Source organism: Rhizobium sp. 32-5/1 (assembly GCF_029537235.1).
In the GTDB taxonomy this organism is placed as follows: domain Bacteria; phylum Pseudomonadota; class Alphaproteobacteria; order Rhizobiales; family Rhizobiaceae; genus Pararhizobium.
Map to the genome: position 1 here is coordinate 3,825,089 of NZ_CP120638.1, position 15,464 is coordinate 3,840,552.

General features: G+C 61.8%; 9 protein-coding genes and 4 pseudogenes. 3 read left to right on the plus strand and 10 right to left on the minus strand.

Going from position 1 to position 15,464, the window contains the following annotated elements:
• Positions 1-58 precede the first annotated feature (58 nt).
• Both P6U16_RS19235 and P6U16_RS19240 read right to left on the minus strand, forming a co-directional pair.
• Entirely contained in the window at positions 59-1,219 is a 1,161-nt protein-coding gene (locus P6U16_RS19235) for an ABC transporter substrate-binding protein (protein WP_277701823.1), read from the minus strand.
• Between the two features lie 128 nt (positions 1,220-1,347).
• Positions 1,348-2,255, minus strand: a pseudogene (locus tag P6U16_RS19240) (LysR family transcriptional regulator).
• A gap of 160 nt (positions 2,256-2,415) precedes the next feature.
• Here P6U16_RS19240 and P6U16_RS19245 point away from each other — a divergent pair.
• The gene (locus tag P6U16_RS19245; RefSeq protein ID WP_277701824.1) at positions 2,416-3,339 is read left to right on the plus strand and encodes an alpha/beta hydrolase; all 924 of its coding nucleotides are present in this window, start codon (positions 2,416-2,418) and stop codon (positions 3,337-3,339) included.
• Here the strand turns inward: P6U16_RS19245 and msrA are convergent.
• A complete protein-coding gene (gene msrA, locus P6U16_RS19250) occupies positions 3,336-4,058 on the minus strand; it encodes a peptide-methionine (S)-S-oxide reductase MsrA (RefSeq protein ID WP_277703909.1) in 723 nt (240 codons plus the stop codon). The genes P6U16_RS19245 and msrA overlap by 4 nt on opposite strands.
• A 231-nt stretch (positions 4,059-4,289) precedes the next feature.
• On the opposite strand from msrA, the gene P6U16_RS19255 reads away from it, so the two are divergent.
• Entirely contained in the window at positions 4,290-4,694 is a 405-nt protein-coding gene (locus P6U16_RS19255) for an ACT domain-containing protein (RefSeq protein WP_277703910.1), read from the plus strand.
• A gap of 40 nt (positions 4,695-4,734) precedes the next feature.
• Here the strand turns inward: P6U16_RS19255 and P6U16_RS19260 are convergent.
• Positions 4,735-6,731 (minus strand): annotated as a pseudogene (locus tag P6U16_RS19260) (CocE/NonD family hydrolase).
• 75 nt (positions 6,732-6,806) lie between these two features.
• Here P6U16_RS19260 and P6U16_RS19265 point away from each other — a divergent pair.
• Positions 6,807-7,145 (plus strand): hypothetical protein, encoded by a 339-nt coding sequence (locus P6U16_RS19265; RefSeq protein ID WP_277701825.1) that lies wholly within the window; start codon positions 6,807-6,809, stop codon positions 7,143-7,145.
• An 18-nt stretch (positions 7,146-7,163) separates the two neighbouring features.
• On the opposite strand, the gene P6U16_RS19270 is transcribed toward P6U16_RS19265, so the two are convergent.
• From P6U16_RS19270 to P6U16_RS19295, 6 genes and pseudogenes are all read right to left on the minus strand, one after another.
• Positions 7,164-8,810, minus strand: a complete 1,647-nt coding sequence (locus tag P6U16_RS19270; protein WP_277701826.1) for an ABC transporter ATP-binding protein — start codon at positions 8,808-8,810, stop codon at positions 7,164-7,166.
• The gene (locus P6U16_RS19275; protein ID WP_277701827.1) at positions 8,803-9,630 is read right to left on the minus strand and encodes an ABC transporter permease; all 828 of its coding nucleotides are present in this window, start codon (positions 9,628-9,630) and stop codon (positions 8,803-8,805) included. The genes P6U16_RS19270 and P6U16_RS19275 overlap by 8 nt, the downstream gene beginning before the upstream one ends.
• Positions 9,627-10,738 (minus strand): annotated as a pseudogene (locus P6U16_RS19280) (ABC transporter permease). The gene P6U16_RS19275 and the pseudogene P6U16_RS19280 overlap by 4 nt, the downstream one beginning before the upstream one ends.
• Positions 10,738-12,326 (minus strand): annotated as a pseudogene (locus tag P6U16_RS19285) (ABC transporter substrate-binding protein). The pseudogenes P6U16_RS19280 and P6U16_RS19285 overlap by 1 nt, the downstream one beginning before the upstream one ends.
• A gap of 294 nt (positions 12,327-12,620) precedes the next feature.
• Positions 12,621-13,403 (minus strand): carnitinyl-CoA dehydratase, encoded by a 783-nt coding sequence (locus P6U16_RS19290; RefSeq protein ID WP_277701828.1) that lies wholly within the window; start codon positions 13,401-13,403, stop codon positions 12,621-12,623.
• A gap of 5 nt (positions 13,404-13,408) precedes the next feature.
• Complete coding sequence (locus P6U16_RS19295) at positions 13,409-15,463, minus strand: acetate--CoA ligase family protein (RefSeq protein WP_277701829.1); 2,055 nt, start codon at positions 15,461-15,463, stop codon at positions 13,409-13,411.
• Position 15,464 lies beyond the last annotated feature (1 nt).

Genomic DNA, 15,464 nt, shown 5'->3' on the forward strand with positions numbered 1-15,464 from the left:
CTCTGTCAGCAAAGCTGACATCTCCCCCACAAGGGGGAGATCAGATCCGAGCTCCCGCTCAACGCCCGCCGATAACGCCGATATAGTCGGAGACCCAGCGGTGGTAGGGCACGCATTCGCCCTGGCTTTCGCATTTGGAAACCGGCGTCTTCCAGAACTTGATCTTCTCGAAGTCGTTGTAGCCGCTGGCGGCGCAGCCTTCGTCGGTCAGGAGTTCATTGCCCTTGCAGGCGGCCGGAACGGAAGGAACCGTGCCGAACCAGGCCGAGACGTCGCCCTGAACCTTCGGCGAGAGCGAATGCTCCATCCACATATAGGCGCAGTTAGGGTGCTCGCTCTCAGTGGCTAGCATGGTCGTGTCCGCCCAGCCGGTCGCGCCTTCTTCCGGGAAGACCGAGGCGATCGGTTGCTTGTCGGCCTTCAGAAGGTTGACCTGGAAGGGCCAGGAACCGGAGGCGACGACGCCTTCGTTCTTGAAGTCGTCGATCTGTATCATGGCGTCGTGCCAGTAGCGGCCGGCGAGCGTGCGCTGGACGCGCAGCACGTCGAGCGCCGCCTTGAACTGGTCTTCGTTGAGTTCGTAAGGGTCCTTGATGCCAAGTTCCGGCTTGTGGAACATCAGGTAATTGGCAGCATCCGCCACATGGATCGGCCCGTCATAGGCCTGGATGCGGCCCTTGTTGGACTTGCCGTCCGGCAACGTCATTTCCTCGAAGACGACTTTCCAGCTCTTCGGCGCCTCGCCCTTGAAGGCCTCAGTGTTGTACATCAAGACGTTCGGCCCCCAGACATAGGGTGTGCCATAATGCGTGCCGTTGACGGTATGCCATTTGGCGTTCTGCAGGCGCTCGTCGATCGTCGACCAGCTCGGGATCAGCGCCGTGTTGATCGGCTGCACGCGCTTGCCGGCGACGAGGCGCAGCGAAGCATCGCCCGAAGCCGTCACGAGGTCGAAGCCGCCTTCGTTCATCAGCGCGACCATTTCGTCGGAGGTCGCCGCGGTCTTGACGCTGACCTTGCAGCCGGTCTTTTCTTCAAAGCCCGTGACCCAGTCGTAGTTCTTGTCCGTCTCGCCGCGCTCGATATAGCCGGCCCAGGCAACGATCGAGAGTTCGCCTTCGCCGGCACCCAGTTCCTTCAGCGGCTCCTGCGCAAAGGCATGGGTCGCAAAGGCGAGCGAAAGGGTGAGCGCCGTGCAGGATTTCAGAATCTGCTTCATCGTGAAGTCTCCCGGTTTGAGGTCCGCATTTTTACGGTTTTGTTCCCGGATGAAAGGTGCCGCTATTTTGCCGCTTTCGCAAATTCATTAATCAGAATGGCGCTATCGGTTTTTCCGATATCGGATGTTCAGCGTGTCCGTCCGCTCCGGAGCGCTTCCGCGACGCCGATGAAATCCTTGGCCGATTGCGGAAGGCCCGAGCCCTTGCGCCAGACCATGCCGACCTGGACCACGGGCAGCGCGCCCGAGACGTCCCGGCTTTCGATGCGGTCGCCTTCAAGAGACCAGGGGCGATAGACGAGATCCGGCAGGAGCGCGATGCCAGCGCCGGTGGCGACGAGGCTGCGGACCGCTTCCACAGATCGCGTGCGGAAAGCGACATGCGGCCTTGCACCGAGTGCCGTCAGGAGCTTGCCGGTGTTCTCCTCGATTTCGTCCACCGTCAACATGATCAGTGGTTCCTTGGCGATATCGGCGACCGAGATGATGTCTGCGGAGACCAAGGGATGGCCGAGCGGCAGCCAGAGGCGGTAGGGGAGGTCTCGATGATTTCCGCCTGCAGCGCCATGCGGTCGCGCAGGTTGGAAATCACCATGACCGCGACATCGAGTTCGCCGCCGACAAGCAGATGCTCGAGATAGGAGCCGTTGTCCTCGATGGCGCTGACCTCGACGCCCGGGCAGGCGCGCCGGTAGCGGGCGAGCAGGTCGGAAAGCACATAGCCCGCGACGAGCGACGTGACACCGAGATTGAGCGTGCCGCTGCGGGTCTCGCGCTCCTGCGAGAACGAGCGCCGCGCGTCCGAGACATCGGCGAGGATCTTCGTCGCGTGGCGCAGGAACTGGTGGCCGTTATGGGTGATGTGCAGTCCGCGCGGATGGCGCTCGAACAGTTCGACGCCAAGATCGCTTTCCAGCTCCTTCACCGCCTCGGTGATCGACGACTGCGAGATCGACAGGTTCTGTGCCGCGCGCGTGACGGAGCCTTGTTCGGCAACGGCGATGAAATACTGGAGCTGTCGGAGCGTGAAGGCCATGGTGGCAGTTAACATGCGGGAAGGGGGCGTGGCAAGATGTGCCGGCGCCAGCCGCGTGCTCAGTCGAGATTGATCACCGTTTCATCCTTTCTGTCGATTTCCAGACATCTTTCGGCTAGCGATCTTGCTAGCAGAGACGAAACACCACAGGCAGGCGACGATGACGCAGTATAAACCTTCCCCCATGCCCACCGAACCGGGCATCCTTGCCTTCCACAAACGCTGTGAGGATTTTTATCCTGCCGACGCTGTCGACGCCCCGATTGCCCAGCAACGCCAGTGGTATGACGCGCTCTGCGCCGAATTCGATGCGCCTTCGCCGGAAGGGTTGACGCGACAGGACGAGATGGTCGTTGGCCGCATTCCGGTCCGTCGCTACCGGCCTGCCAACATCACCACGCAGACCCGTATCTTCTATATCCATGGCGGCGGCTTCGTTGTCGGCTCTCTCGATAGCCATGATGCGATCTGTGCCGAGCTTGCGCATGCGGCCAGGGCCGAGCTGGTTTCCATTGATTACCGGCTTTCACCGGAGCATGTTTGGCCCGCCGCCTTCGACGATTGTTTCGAGGTTTTGACGTGGTTGTTGTCGGATGGCCGCCCTCTGGTGGTGGTTGGCGATAGCGCAGGCGGCAATCTGACAGCGGGGATCGTCTTGAAAGCCCGGGAGAAGGGTGTGTCCGGGATTGTCGGGCAGGTGCTGATCTATCCGGGGCTTGGTGGTGATCTTGTCTCGGGTTCATACCGCGAAATGGCACAGGCACCGGGCCTGTCGACAGCCGATGTCGGATATTACCGTGAGGTTCTGCGTGCGCCGGAAGACGATGCGTTCGCGTATCCGCTGAAGGCTGGTGACCTCAAGGGCTTGCCGGCCGCCTATATCACGGCGGCGCATTTCGATCCGCTGCGGGACGATGCGCGGCTTTATGCGGCGCGGCTGATCACGGCGGGTGTCGATGTCACGTTTCGCGAAGAGCCGCAGATGATCCATGCCTGGCTGCGCGCGCGTCATATGAGCGAAGGCGCACGCCGCGGTTTCGATCATCTCTGCCGTGGTGTCTCGGGGCTTGTCGGCTCGCTTTAACCCTTCGCCTTCGATACCAGCACTGGCGTGCTGGCGAATGCGGCCGGAAACAGGGCCTTCAGGTTGTCGATCTTCGGCATGTCGTTATAGACGATATAGGGATGGGTCGGGTAGAGCGTCAGGAAATCCTGATGATAGTCCTCGGCCGGGTAAAACTCCGAAAGCGACGACACCTTCGTCACCACCGGCTCGCCGAAGATCTTGGTCTTGTCGAGTTCGGCAATATAGGTCTGGGCTATCTTTGCCTGCTCTTCGTCGGTGGTAAAGATCTCCGAGCGGTACTGGGGGCCGTGATCCGGGCCCTGATAGTTCAGCTGGGTCGGATTGTGGGCGACAGAGAAGAACACTTGCAGCAATTGTCCGTAGGTGACTTCCTTCGGATTATAGGTGATTTCGACCGCTTCGGCATGGCCGCTCCGCCCGCCGCTGACGGCTTCATACGTCGCTGTTTCCTTGTCGCCGCCGGAATAGCCGGACACCGCGTTCTTCACGCCCTTCACATGCTGGAAGACGCCTTGCACGCCCCAGAAGCAGCCACCGGCAAAGACCGCTTTCTCGGTATCGGCACCAGCGGTCTCGTCGATCGACGGCGGCGGGATGACGAAGGCCGGTTCCGCGGCAACGGCGGTTTTTACGGAGCCTGAAAACAGCCCCACAGCAACCGCTGCGGCGGCAATCGCGCCAAAGACCGCACGTCTGGACGATGGCATCTCGAACATGGTCTTCATGGTCCTATCTCTCCCGGAATTTCGTTTTTTCATGATGGGTCTGACTTTTCGCCCGCCGCCGATCTTGCGTCAGGCGATCATCGGAAATCCTTGCGCAAGTCGCTGCTTGCGGTCAATTCTCAAGTGTGTGTCTCACGCCGAAGTGACAGCGGGCAGCCTGGCTTGCACGCAGGCGTGATGTTGCTAGGCCAGTTGAAGATACCGATATGGGCCGTGGCGATGATGACAACAGGGATCACCGATCTTTCCAGGCTCCTGCGCGAGATGCGCCCAGGCCTCCATCCCGCAACATTCGTCTATTCCACCATCGCCCTTGATCACCCGGCAGCGTCGCTTGCCATGTCAGCGCAAGGTTTCTTTCGCGAGGAAGAGGGGTTGACCCTCATTCTCGAAAGGCAGGCGGCTGACACAGCCGGGCTTTCCTATGGCCCGGTCATGCGGATGATCACGCTGAACGTGCATTCGGCGCTGGAGGCCGTCGGACTCACGGCCGCGATCGCTGCGGCTTTGACGCATGCAGGGATCAGCGCCAATGTCGTCGCAGCCTATTATCACGATCATGTCTTCGTTCCCGAGGCCGATGCAGAGCGGGCCTTGCAGGTGCTTCAGCAACTGACGCAGGCCTGAGCGCCTGAAGCCCACGGCCCACGCGGCATCGAATCCCCGGCTACATGAAGTCCCGCGCGATCGCCTTGCCAAAGGTCTTTTCGAAGATCTGGGTTTCCCTTCGAACGCCCTAACCTGGGCCGAGATTACCCATTCGGTCTGCGTGCAGGCGATCGAAGCGACGCAGACGGTGCGCACGAACCAGCCGGGGCGGGCCATGTCGCAGGTCCAGGTGGAAACCCCGGTCATCGACAGTGGATCATTGGTCGCGATCGACCAGATCTCGTCGCGCAGCTGGCGTGTCGAAAGCCCGGTGTCGGGATGTTCGAACAGGCCGGTGTCCTCGTAGATCCGGTAGTTTGTCTTGCCGTTGATGAGGTCGCGCTCCACGCTCCTTCGGGTTTCCGATGGGGCATGCTCGATATAGGTCGGCAGCGGATCGGGGTTTTCCGGCTCCGGCACGATAATGGCATTATGCTCGCCCAGCATGGGCAGGTCGAGCGCAAGGCTCCCCGTGTCGATGGTGAGGCCCGGATCGGTCGGCGCCGGCAGGATCGTCGGCCAATAGGCGGTCGACAGCGAGATGCGGATGCGGTGGCCGATGCCGAAGCGGTAGCCGCAGGCGTCAAGCACCAGCCTGACGGTCGTCTTTTCGCCCTTGACCATGGCCTTCGGCTCTGCATTGCCGTCGCGGTGGGCAAGGTTGAGCACCCCGTAGGTGACGCGGGTCGCGGAGCCATCGGGGTGAACATCGACGAGGCGAACCGCCAGGTTTGCCCAATCTGCATCGCAGGCGACATCCAGCGTCAGCACCGGTTGTCCCAGAGCATCGAAGGCTTCCGTGAGCGGTGCGGTCTGGAAGGTCAGCGAACCGGCATCGTCGACACGCTGGTCGCCGGCCATTTCCGCGTCGGGCTTCAACGTGAACCATTCGCCGGAGGCCGTGCCGGTGTCGAGCGGTGATTTCAAGTGGACGTGGCGCACCGCATTGGCCTGGCCTTTGCCGAATTCGAGCGTGCCTGTTGGGCCGATGTGCATCGGCTGCATCTGCGGTGCGGTCCAGCGCTCCTTGGCGATCCAGAAGCCCGGATCGGTGTCGCGGCGCAAGGCTGGTTTGGGTCCATCGAGAATATAGGCGCGCATCTGCGGCATGGCTTCGACGCCGGTGTCCTCGCCTTTGAGCCAGTGGTTCCACCAGGCGATTGCCTCACCGTGGAAATCGGCGCGGGGTTTTGGCCAGGCGAAGTGCGGATATTTGTGCACCCAGGGGCCGATCATCGCCTTGGCCTTGTCGCCCAGCACCTCGACCGCGAGCATCGGCGTATTGCGGTATCCGTCAGCCCAGCCGGCTATCACCATCGCGGGAACGGGGAAGCCTTCGAAGTCCTCGCAGATCGAGCCATGTTTCCAGAAATCGTCGCGGCGCTGGTGTTGCAGCCATTCCTCCAGGAAGAACGGTTCGTTCTCCAGCCGCTCCAGCCACGTCTCGCGCCAGCGGTCGCCGACAAGCGCCGGATCGGGAGAGCGGGACTGATAGGCGAGCATGGTTGCCGCCCAGGAGAGTTGTGCGGAAAGATGCGTGCCGTTTTTGTAGTGAATGTCGTCATTGTAGCGATCGACGGTCGAGGCGATCGAGATGACGGCCTTCAGCGCCGGCGGTTTGAGGGCTGCCACCTGCAGGCAGTTGAACCCGCCCCAGGAGATGCCCATCATGCCGACCGAGCCGTTCGACCAGGGCTGGGCGGCGATCCAGGCAATCAGTTCGCAGGCATTTGCCAGTTCGAGCGGCGTGTATTCGCCATCGATGACGCCATCGGATTCGCCCGAACCGCGAATATCGACGCGAACACCGGCGATGCCGGCTGCGGCAAACACCGGATAGGTGGATTCGTCACGCGGGCTGGTGCCATCCCGTTTTCGATAAGGCAGGAATTCGAAGACTGCGGGAACCGGGCTGGTCTCTGCCCCCTCCGGCATCCAGATGCGCGCCGCAAGCCGCGTTCCATCCTCAAGGACGATCCATTGGTTTTCGATGACGGTGAAATTGCCTGTGGTCATGAACGTGTCTTTTCTGCATGCTGTGTGGTCAGGAGCGGCTGATCAATGGCCGCTTCTGGCTCGGGAGGATGTGTGATGATGGCAAGAACCTGTCTCGCCATAAGTCTGATATTGCTGGCTCAGCCGGTTATGGCCTTTGCCGAAACGGCAACGCCCTTGCCGTCCTGCGCGCTGTCCGGTGCCAGCAGCGTGATGATCGGCGGCTTGCCTGCCTTGCGGCTGTCGGATGTGGCCAATTGCCCGCCGGAACTCTACACGATCGTGCCGAGCATCTTCATCGAAGGCCAACCCGTCGTGCATTTCCGCTCCGGCAGTGGCGCGAAGGGTGACTGCACAGCCCGTGCCGATCCGTCCGTCACCATGGAAGGCGGCGCGGCACCCCGTCTCGGCGATGTGGCCTGTATGACGAAGTGAGCTTGAAAGACCCACGCCTCAATTCCCGGCGCTCTCCATCCTCCGCGTTTTTAGCACTTTCTCCAGCCAGCCAATTTCCATCTCCGGAACCGACTTCAAGAGCAGGTCGGTATAGTCATCGAAGGGCGGTGACAGCACTTTGGACTTCGGGCCGAAGCGCACGAGCCGGCCGCGGTGCATGACGGCAACGCTGTCGGCGATGGCACGGACGATGGCGATGTCGTGGGTGATAAAGACATAGGAAACAGCAGTTTCCTCCTGCAGCTTCAGAAGCAGATTCAGGATGCCCTCGGCCACCAGCGGATCGAGCGCCGAAGTCGGCTCGTCGCAGAGGATAAGCTCCGGCTTGGCCGCCAAGGCACGCGCGATCGCGACGCGCTGCTTCTGACCACCGGAGAGTTCGGCCGGATAGCGATCAAGGAAGCCCGCGCCCATTTCGATCTGGTCGAGCAGGTCCTTGACGCGCTCGGTCTTCTGCGCACCGTGCAGGCCGAAATAGAAGGAGATAGGCCGGCCTATGATGTCGCGCACCGTCTGGCGCGGGTTCATCGCGGTGTCCGCCATCTGGTAGATCATCTGCACCCGGCGCAACTCGTCCTTGCTGCGCGATTTCAGCGCTTTCGGCAATTCCTTGCCTTCGAAGCTGATCGTGCCTTCCGATGGTGGCAGAAGCCCGGTGATTACGCGTGCCAGTGTCGATTTTCCGGAACCTGACTCGCCGACGATCGCCAGCGTCTGGCCTTTCGGCAGATGCAGGGAGACATTGTCGAGAACCTTGAACCCGTTGCCGTAGCCGGCGCTGATATTATCGATCTTGAGCAGCGTGTTGCTCTGGTCGGCTGCTTCCTCGCGCTTGGTCTGGCGGACGTTGACCAGGGCGCGTGTATATTCCTCGTTCGGGGCTTCGATGATCTGTCTCGTCGTGCCATATTCGATGGTCTTGCCATGGCGCAGGACCATGATGTCGTCGGAAATCTGGGCGACGACGGCAAGGTCATGGGTGATGTAGAGCGCGGCCGTGTTCGTTTCCTCGATCGCATGTTTGATCGCGGCCAAAACGTCGATCTGCGTCGTGACGTCGAGCGCCGTTGTCGGTTCGTCGAAGACGATCAGCTCCGGGTTGGGGCAGAGCGCCATCGCGGTCATGGCACGCTGCAGCTGGCCGCCGGAGACCTGGTGCGGATAACGCTCGCCGAAGGTTTGCGGGTTTGGCAGGCCGAGCACGGTGAACAGGTAGAGCGCCCGTTTCGTTGCCTCCTCGCGCGACATGATACCGTGGCGCAGCGATGCCTCGATGACCTGTTCGCCGAGCCTGTGGGCGGGGTTGAAGGCGGCCGCTGCCGATTGCGCGACGTAGCAGACCTTGCAGCCCCGGATCGTCCGGATGCCGTTGCGGCCAAGGGTTAGAATGTCCTTGCCGTTGAGCAGCACCTGACCGCCGGTGATCGACGCCCCGCCGCGACCATAGGCGAGCGCAGAGAGGCCAATGGTCGATTTTCCGGCGCCGGATTCGCCGATCAGCCCGAGCACCTTGCCCTTTTCGAGATCGAACGAGACATTTTCAACCAGCGTCACGGTTTTGGGCGGCTCGCCCGGGGGATAGCTGGTGGCCTCGATCTTGAGATTGCGGACGGACAGGAGATTGGTGTTTTCGGGCTCAGGCATCGCCGCGGCCTCCCTTCAGGCTGGAGGTGCGTTTCATCAACCAGTCGACGACGAGGTTGACGCAGATGGCAAGCGTTGCGATCGCACCACCCGGAATAAGCGCTGCGGAAATGCCGAAGATGATGCCGTCCTTGTTGTCCTTGACCATGCCGCCCCAATCTGCGGCCGGCGGCTGAATGCCGAGGCCGAGGAAGGAGAGGGTGGAGAGGAACAGGATCGAGAAGGCAAACCGCAGGCCGAACTCAGCCAAAAGCGGAGAGAGCGTATTGGGCAGGATCTCGCGGAAGATGATCCAGCCCGTGCCTTCGCCGCGTAGCCTTGCCGCCTCGACGAACTCCATGACAGCCACATCGAGCGCCACGGCGCGGCCGATGCGGAAGACGCGGGTGCTGTCGAGAACCGCCATGACAAGGATCAGGATCCAGAGTTGTTGCGGCAGGACGGCGAGCACGACGAGCGCGAAGATCAGCGTCGGGATCGCCATCATCAAGTCGTTGAAGCGCGAGAATAACTGATCGAGAAACCCGCCGGTGACGGCCGCCGTGAACGACAGCAGCATGCCGAGCGAGAAGGAGAGGAAGGTCGCCGCCAGCGCCACGAAGATGGTGGTGCGTGCACCGAAGATCAATCGCGAGAGGAGGTCGCGACCGAGATTGTCGGTGCCGAGCAGGAAATCTCCACCCATCGGCAGCCAGATGTCGCCGACGACCTCGCGCTCGCCGAAGGGGGCGATCCAAGGCGCGAAAATGGCGCAGAACAACGCAATCAGGATACCGGCAATGCCGATCCAGGCGCTTATCGGAATGGTGCTCACTCTCATCGCGGATGCCTCAGACGGGGATTGGCGAGAATGGCGAGAAGATCAGCCGCCATGTTGAGGAAGATGTAGAAGGCGGCGAAGATCAGCCCGCAGGCCTGAACGACCGGCATGTCGCGCACCGTGACGGCATCGACCATGTACTGGCCCATGCCCGGATAGACGAAGACGACTTCGACGACGACGACGCCGACGACGAGATAGGCGAGGTTGAGCGCAATGACGTTGATGACCGGGGCCATTGCGTTCGGCGCCGCATGCTTGGCGATGATGCGAAAGGCGCTCAGGCCTTTCAGTTCTGCGGTCTCGACATAGGCCGACGACATGACGTTGAGAATGGCGGCGCGCGTCATGCGCATCATGTGGGCAAGCACGACGAGGACCAGCGTTGCGACCGGAAGGGCGATGGCAGACAGCCGTTCGCCGAAGCCCATGCTGTCATAGACGGTGGAGGGAAAGGTCGCGACGCCAAGCTGGACCGCGAAGAACATGATCAGCAGATACCCTACGAAGAACTCCGGCAGCGAGATGGCCGCCAGCGAAACCACGTTGATGATCCGGTCCGGCAGCCGGTTTCGATACTGGACGGCGAGCATGCCGAGCGCCACGGCGAGCGGAACGGAGATGATGGCGGCGAAAAAGCGAGGAACAGCGAATTGCCCAATCGCTTGCCGATCTGTTCGCTGACCGAGTTGCGACTTGCCCAGGAGGTGCCGAAATCGCCCTGGACGGCGCCACCGAGCCAGCTGAAATAACGCTCGGTCATCGGCCGGTCGAGACCGAGATCCTTGCGGATGTTTTCGACTGCCTGCGGCGTCGCCGACTGGCCGAGATAGGTGGTTGCGAAGTCGCCGGGCAGGGCCTCGACACCGCCGAAGATCATCAGCGAGACGGCAAAGAGCAGGCCGACGCTGAGGCCGAGGCGTTGCAAAATCAACGCCGCCAGTGGGCGGCGAAGGCTGAATCGACGCCAGACAGAACCGGTCACCGGGCCGGCTGTCATGGAGGGTGGTGCTGTTCCGGAAACGGCAATGGACTGCGGGAGGCTTTCGCCACCCGCAGTCGCTGCCGTTGTCTGCGCCGGACCGGTGTCAGGTCCCAGCGCCGTCATCAGGCGTCGAGCCAGACGCGCGTCGCGACATAGCCGTTCGACATATCGTTGCCGATATCGTGCACGTAGCCCTTCACCGCCTTGGTCGAGGCATTCACGAAGTCGTTGAACATCGGCAGGATCAGGCCGCCTTCATCGCGAACCGTCATCGCCATGGTGCGGTACATTTCCTTGCGCTTGGCTTCGTCCAGTTCGGAGCGGGCCTCGAGCAGGATCTTGTCGAAGTCGGGACGCAGGAAGCGCGTGTCGTTCCAGTCGGCGCTCGACAGGTAGGCTGTCGAATACATCTGGTCCTGCGTCGGGCGACCGCCCCAGTAGGACGTTGAGAAGGGCTGGACGTTCCAGACATTCGACCAGTAGCCGTCGCCCGGTTCGCGCTTCACTTCAACCTCGATACCGGCCTTCTTGGCGCTGTCCTGGTAAAGGACGGCGGCATCGACGGCGCCCGGGAAGGCGACGTCGGAGGTGCGTAGCAGGACCGGGCCGCTATGACCGGACTTCTTGTAATGGAAGGCTGCCTTGTCCGGATCGTAGGCCCGCTGTTCGATGCCTTCCGGGAAGAGGGCATAGGTTTCGTTGATCGGGAAGTCGTTGCCGACCTTGCCATAGCCGCCGAGAATGGTCTTCACCATGTTCTCGCGATCCATCGCATACTTCAATGCCAGGCGCAGGTCGTTGTTGTCGAACGGCGCCGTGTTGCAGTGCATGATGAAGACGTAGTGGCCGCGACCGGATGTCGACAGGATTTCGACGTTCGGCGCGCGCTTCAAAGGTTGACCGTCTTCGGGTCGACGCGGTTGATGTAGTGCACCTGGCCGGAAGAAAGTGCGGCGATGCGCGCCGTGGCATCGTTCATGTTGATGATTTCGATCGAGTCGACGAAGCCGCGATCCGTGCGCCAGTCGTCAGCGTTCTTCTCCAGCGTTGCGCGCACGCCGGGCTCGAAGCTCGAAAGCTTGTAGGGGCCCGTGCCGATGCCTGCGCCCGGATTGTCATAGCCGCCGCCCGGCTGGATGACGAGGTGGTAGTCGGTGAGCAGGAGCGGCAGGTCGGCATTGCCTTCGGTCAGGACGAGAACGAGGTCTTCGCCGTCAGCCTTGATTTCCTTGATCGACTTCATGACGCCGAGCGCGCCGGATTCGGACTTTTCGTCCGTGTGGCGCTGCAGGGTCTTGACGACGTCGTCGATCGTCAGGTCCTTGCCGTCGTGGAACTTGACGCCCTTGCGGATCTTGAAGGTCCAGGTCGCAGCGTCGGCCGACGGTGCCCAGGACTCGGCAAGCGCCGGAACCGGCAGTCCGGTCAGGGGCTCGGATTCGACAAGCATGTCGCCCCAGCAACGACCGATGCAGAACATGACCTGCGACAGGAATTTCGCCGGATCGTTTGAATCGGTGGCGGAGCCTCCTTCGAGACCAAGCTTGAGCGCGCCGCCGCGCTTGGGCTCCTGCGCCTGCGCGCTGGTCGCAAACAGAGTGCCTGCGGTCGAAAGTGCTACGCCGGCCGCCATTGCGCGGCCCATGAATTCGCGGCGGTTCATCTTGCCGAGCATGACCTGCCTGGCGAGGTAGTTCGTGTAATCGCTCATTCCCCTGTTCCCTTTGTTTCGACGGCGTCTGCCGTTCGTTGTTTATTGTCCGTTAAATCACGGCCTTTGGCTTAGAATGCCTGTCTTGCCGTTGGTATTCCAATCAATTGTGCAAACGGTGGAACCCTTGGCTTTCCCGTCTTTTCCCCGATCTTCCGTTAGGAAGAAAACCGAGGATTTTCCGTATGCTAGTGTCGAATGCCGGTCTTGTATTCATGTAAAAAATCGACCGAGATCATAAATCTGGCTTATGCAAGTTCGCGGCTTTCCCCGGCCGCAAGACCTTCCTTCCCTCTATCTTCCTTTCCACACAGGATCGCGTTTTTCCGCAAATGCACGAGCGCCTTCCAGCTGGTCCTCGCTCGAATAGAGGATATCCACGGTCTTGAATTGCCGCTTGGTGATCTTGTTCATCGTCGTCTGGAAGTCTTCGCCTTCAGCAGCACGGACCACTTCCTTGATCGCCGCATAGACGAGCGGTGGGCCGCTTTCGAGCAGGCGGGCTAGTTCCCAAGCACGCTCCATCAGCTTGCCTGCCGATATGATTTCGTTGACGAAGCCCCAGCGGTTTGCCTCCGTCGCATCCAGCCAACGGCCGGTGAACAGCATGTCCATGGCGATGTGATAGGGGATGCGCTTGGGCAGCTTGATCGAGGCGGCATCGGCGACCGTGCCGGAACGGATTTCCGGCAGCGCGAAGGTTGCGTGCTCGGCGGCCAGGATCATGTCGGCGGACAGCGCGATTTCCAGTCCGCCGCCGCAGCAGATGCCGTTAATGGCGGCGATCACAGGCTTGTTGAGGTCACGCAGTTCCTGCAGGCCGCCGAAGCCACCAATGCCGTAGTCGCCGTCGACCGCATCGCCGCCGGCCGCCGCCTTCAGGTCCCATCCCGGACAGAAGAATTTTTCGCCCGCACCGGTGATAATGGCGACACGCAATGTCTCGTCGTCGCGAAAGTCGGCAAAGATCTCGCCCATGATCCTAGATGTCACCAGGTCGATGGCATTCGCCTTCGGTCGGTCGATGGTGACCTCGAGAATGCCACCTTCGCGGCGGGTGCGGAGTGGTCCGGTCATAGGCTTCATTTCCTCCGACGGATCAGGGCATCGACAGCCAAGGTTCCAGAACCTTGCGGCAAAACCATGATAGGATTGATATCGAGTTCGATCAGCTTTGCGGCGTCCGATGCGACATAGGATGCGACAGCAGCGACAGCGGCCACGAGCGCTTCGACATCGCCTTTCGGGCTGCCGCGATAGCCGTCGAGCAGTTTCTTGATTTTCAAGCCGGATATGGCCTCGCGTATGGCATCTTCCGATGTCGGAAGCGTCAAAACGATGGAATCATCGAGCAATTCGACCAGAATTCCCCCGGCGCCGATGGTCAGCACAGGCCCCGCGACCGGATCGCGCAGCGCGCCGACGATGATTTCCGCGACCGCTTTTCCGATCATTTTTTCGACGAGATAACCGGAAGCAACGGCGGCCATGCCTTCTGCCGCTTCAAGAACCGCGTCCCGGCTGGCGAGATTGAGTTTTACGGCGCCTGCCTCGGTCTTGTGCGCGACGCCCAGGCCCTTGAGGACGACCGGGAAACCAAGCGTTTCGGCAGCGTCAGCAGCGTCAGCCGCCGTAGCGGCCGTGCGCCCATCCGGCACAGAGAGGCCAAAGCCGGCCAGCATCTGCTTTGCCTCATGCTCCGAGAGCGTAACGATCTCGCCGTCGTCGGCTGCTGTTTTCAGGAGCGGTTCCGGGGCGGGTTTTGCCCAGGCCTTGCCGATGGTGGCCGAGCTTTCGGCCGCCGCCAGGGCTTCGTCGATGCCGTAAAAGGGCACAACGCCATCAATCATCAGCGAGAGTGCCGTCGCCTCCGGCATGTTTTCGCCCAGGCTGGCAACGATGCCGGCAACGGCGCCGGTCGCACGCGAGGCGGCGATCACGGCGTCGCAGGTGGTCACCCAGTCGGTGGCATCGCAGCGATCCTGCCGGGGAAAGTCGAGAATGATGAGGTTCAGCGCGTAATCGCCCTTCATCATGGCCGTGAATGCGGTCGTCTGCTTGTCGCGATTGCCCCAGACGAAGGTATGGTAGTCAAGCGGGTTGGCGATCGTCACCATCTCGCCGAGGCTTTCGCGCAGCGGCTGGCGCTGCTCGTCCTTGAGCGCCCGGAACACGGTCTTGCGCTTGACGCCGGCATCGGCCATCAGCGACGCCTCGCCGCCGGAACAGCTCATGGAGGAGATATCGAAGGTCGCAAGCGGCGGGTGCAGATGCAGCAGTTTCAGCGTCTCGAGCAGTTCCGGCAGCGTGTTCACACGTCCGATGCCGAGCCGTTCGAGCAGCGCCGAGGAGACGGCGTCATTGCCGGCCAGCGAAGCCGTGTGCGAGACGGTCGCCAGTTGTGCTGCTTCCGACTTGCCGACCTTCAAGGTCACGACCGGCTTTTTCAGGTCGCGTGCGCGCGTCGCCAGCCGCTCCAGTGCCTCGATGCTGTCGAAACCCTCTATGTGCAGGCCGACAGCGGTCACGCGGGGGTCTTCGAGTGCGGCGATGGCGAGTTCTGAAAGGCCTGTTTGGGCCTGGTTTCCGGCCGTCATGATATAGGCGAGCGGCAGCCCGCGCATCTGCATCGAGACGTTGCAGGCGATGTTGGACGACTGGGTGAGGACCGCGACGCCGCGCTCGACGCGCTGCATTCCATGCTGGTCCGGCCAGAGCAGGGCGCCGTCGAGCATGTTGATGAAGCCGTAGCAATTGGGACCGACGATTGCCATGTCGCCGGCCGCCGCAACCAGCGCGTCCTGCAGGTCGCTGCCATCGGAGAGTTCGCTCACAGCCTCGCGGAAACCCGATGCGTAGCAGACGGCGCCGCCTGCCTTGCGGGCCGACAGGTTACGGATGATCTCGATGGTCAGCGCCCGGTTGACACCGACAAAGGAGGCATCCGGCGAGCCGGGAAGCTCGGCGACGGAATGATAGCACTTGCGCCCGAGGATCTCGTCGTTCTTCGGATCGACCGGCCAGATCTCGCCGGTGAACCCCATTTTGTCGCACTGCTCGATGACCCGCCGCGCTTCCTTGCCGCCGAAGACGGCGATGGATCTGGGGCGGATGAGGCGGGAGAGGTCGCGGGTCATT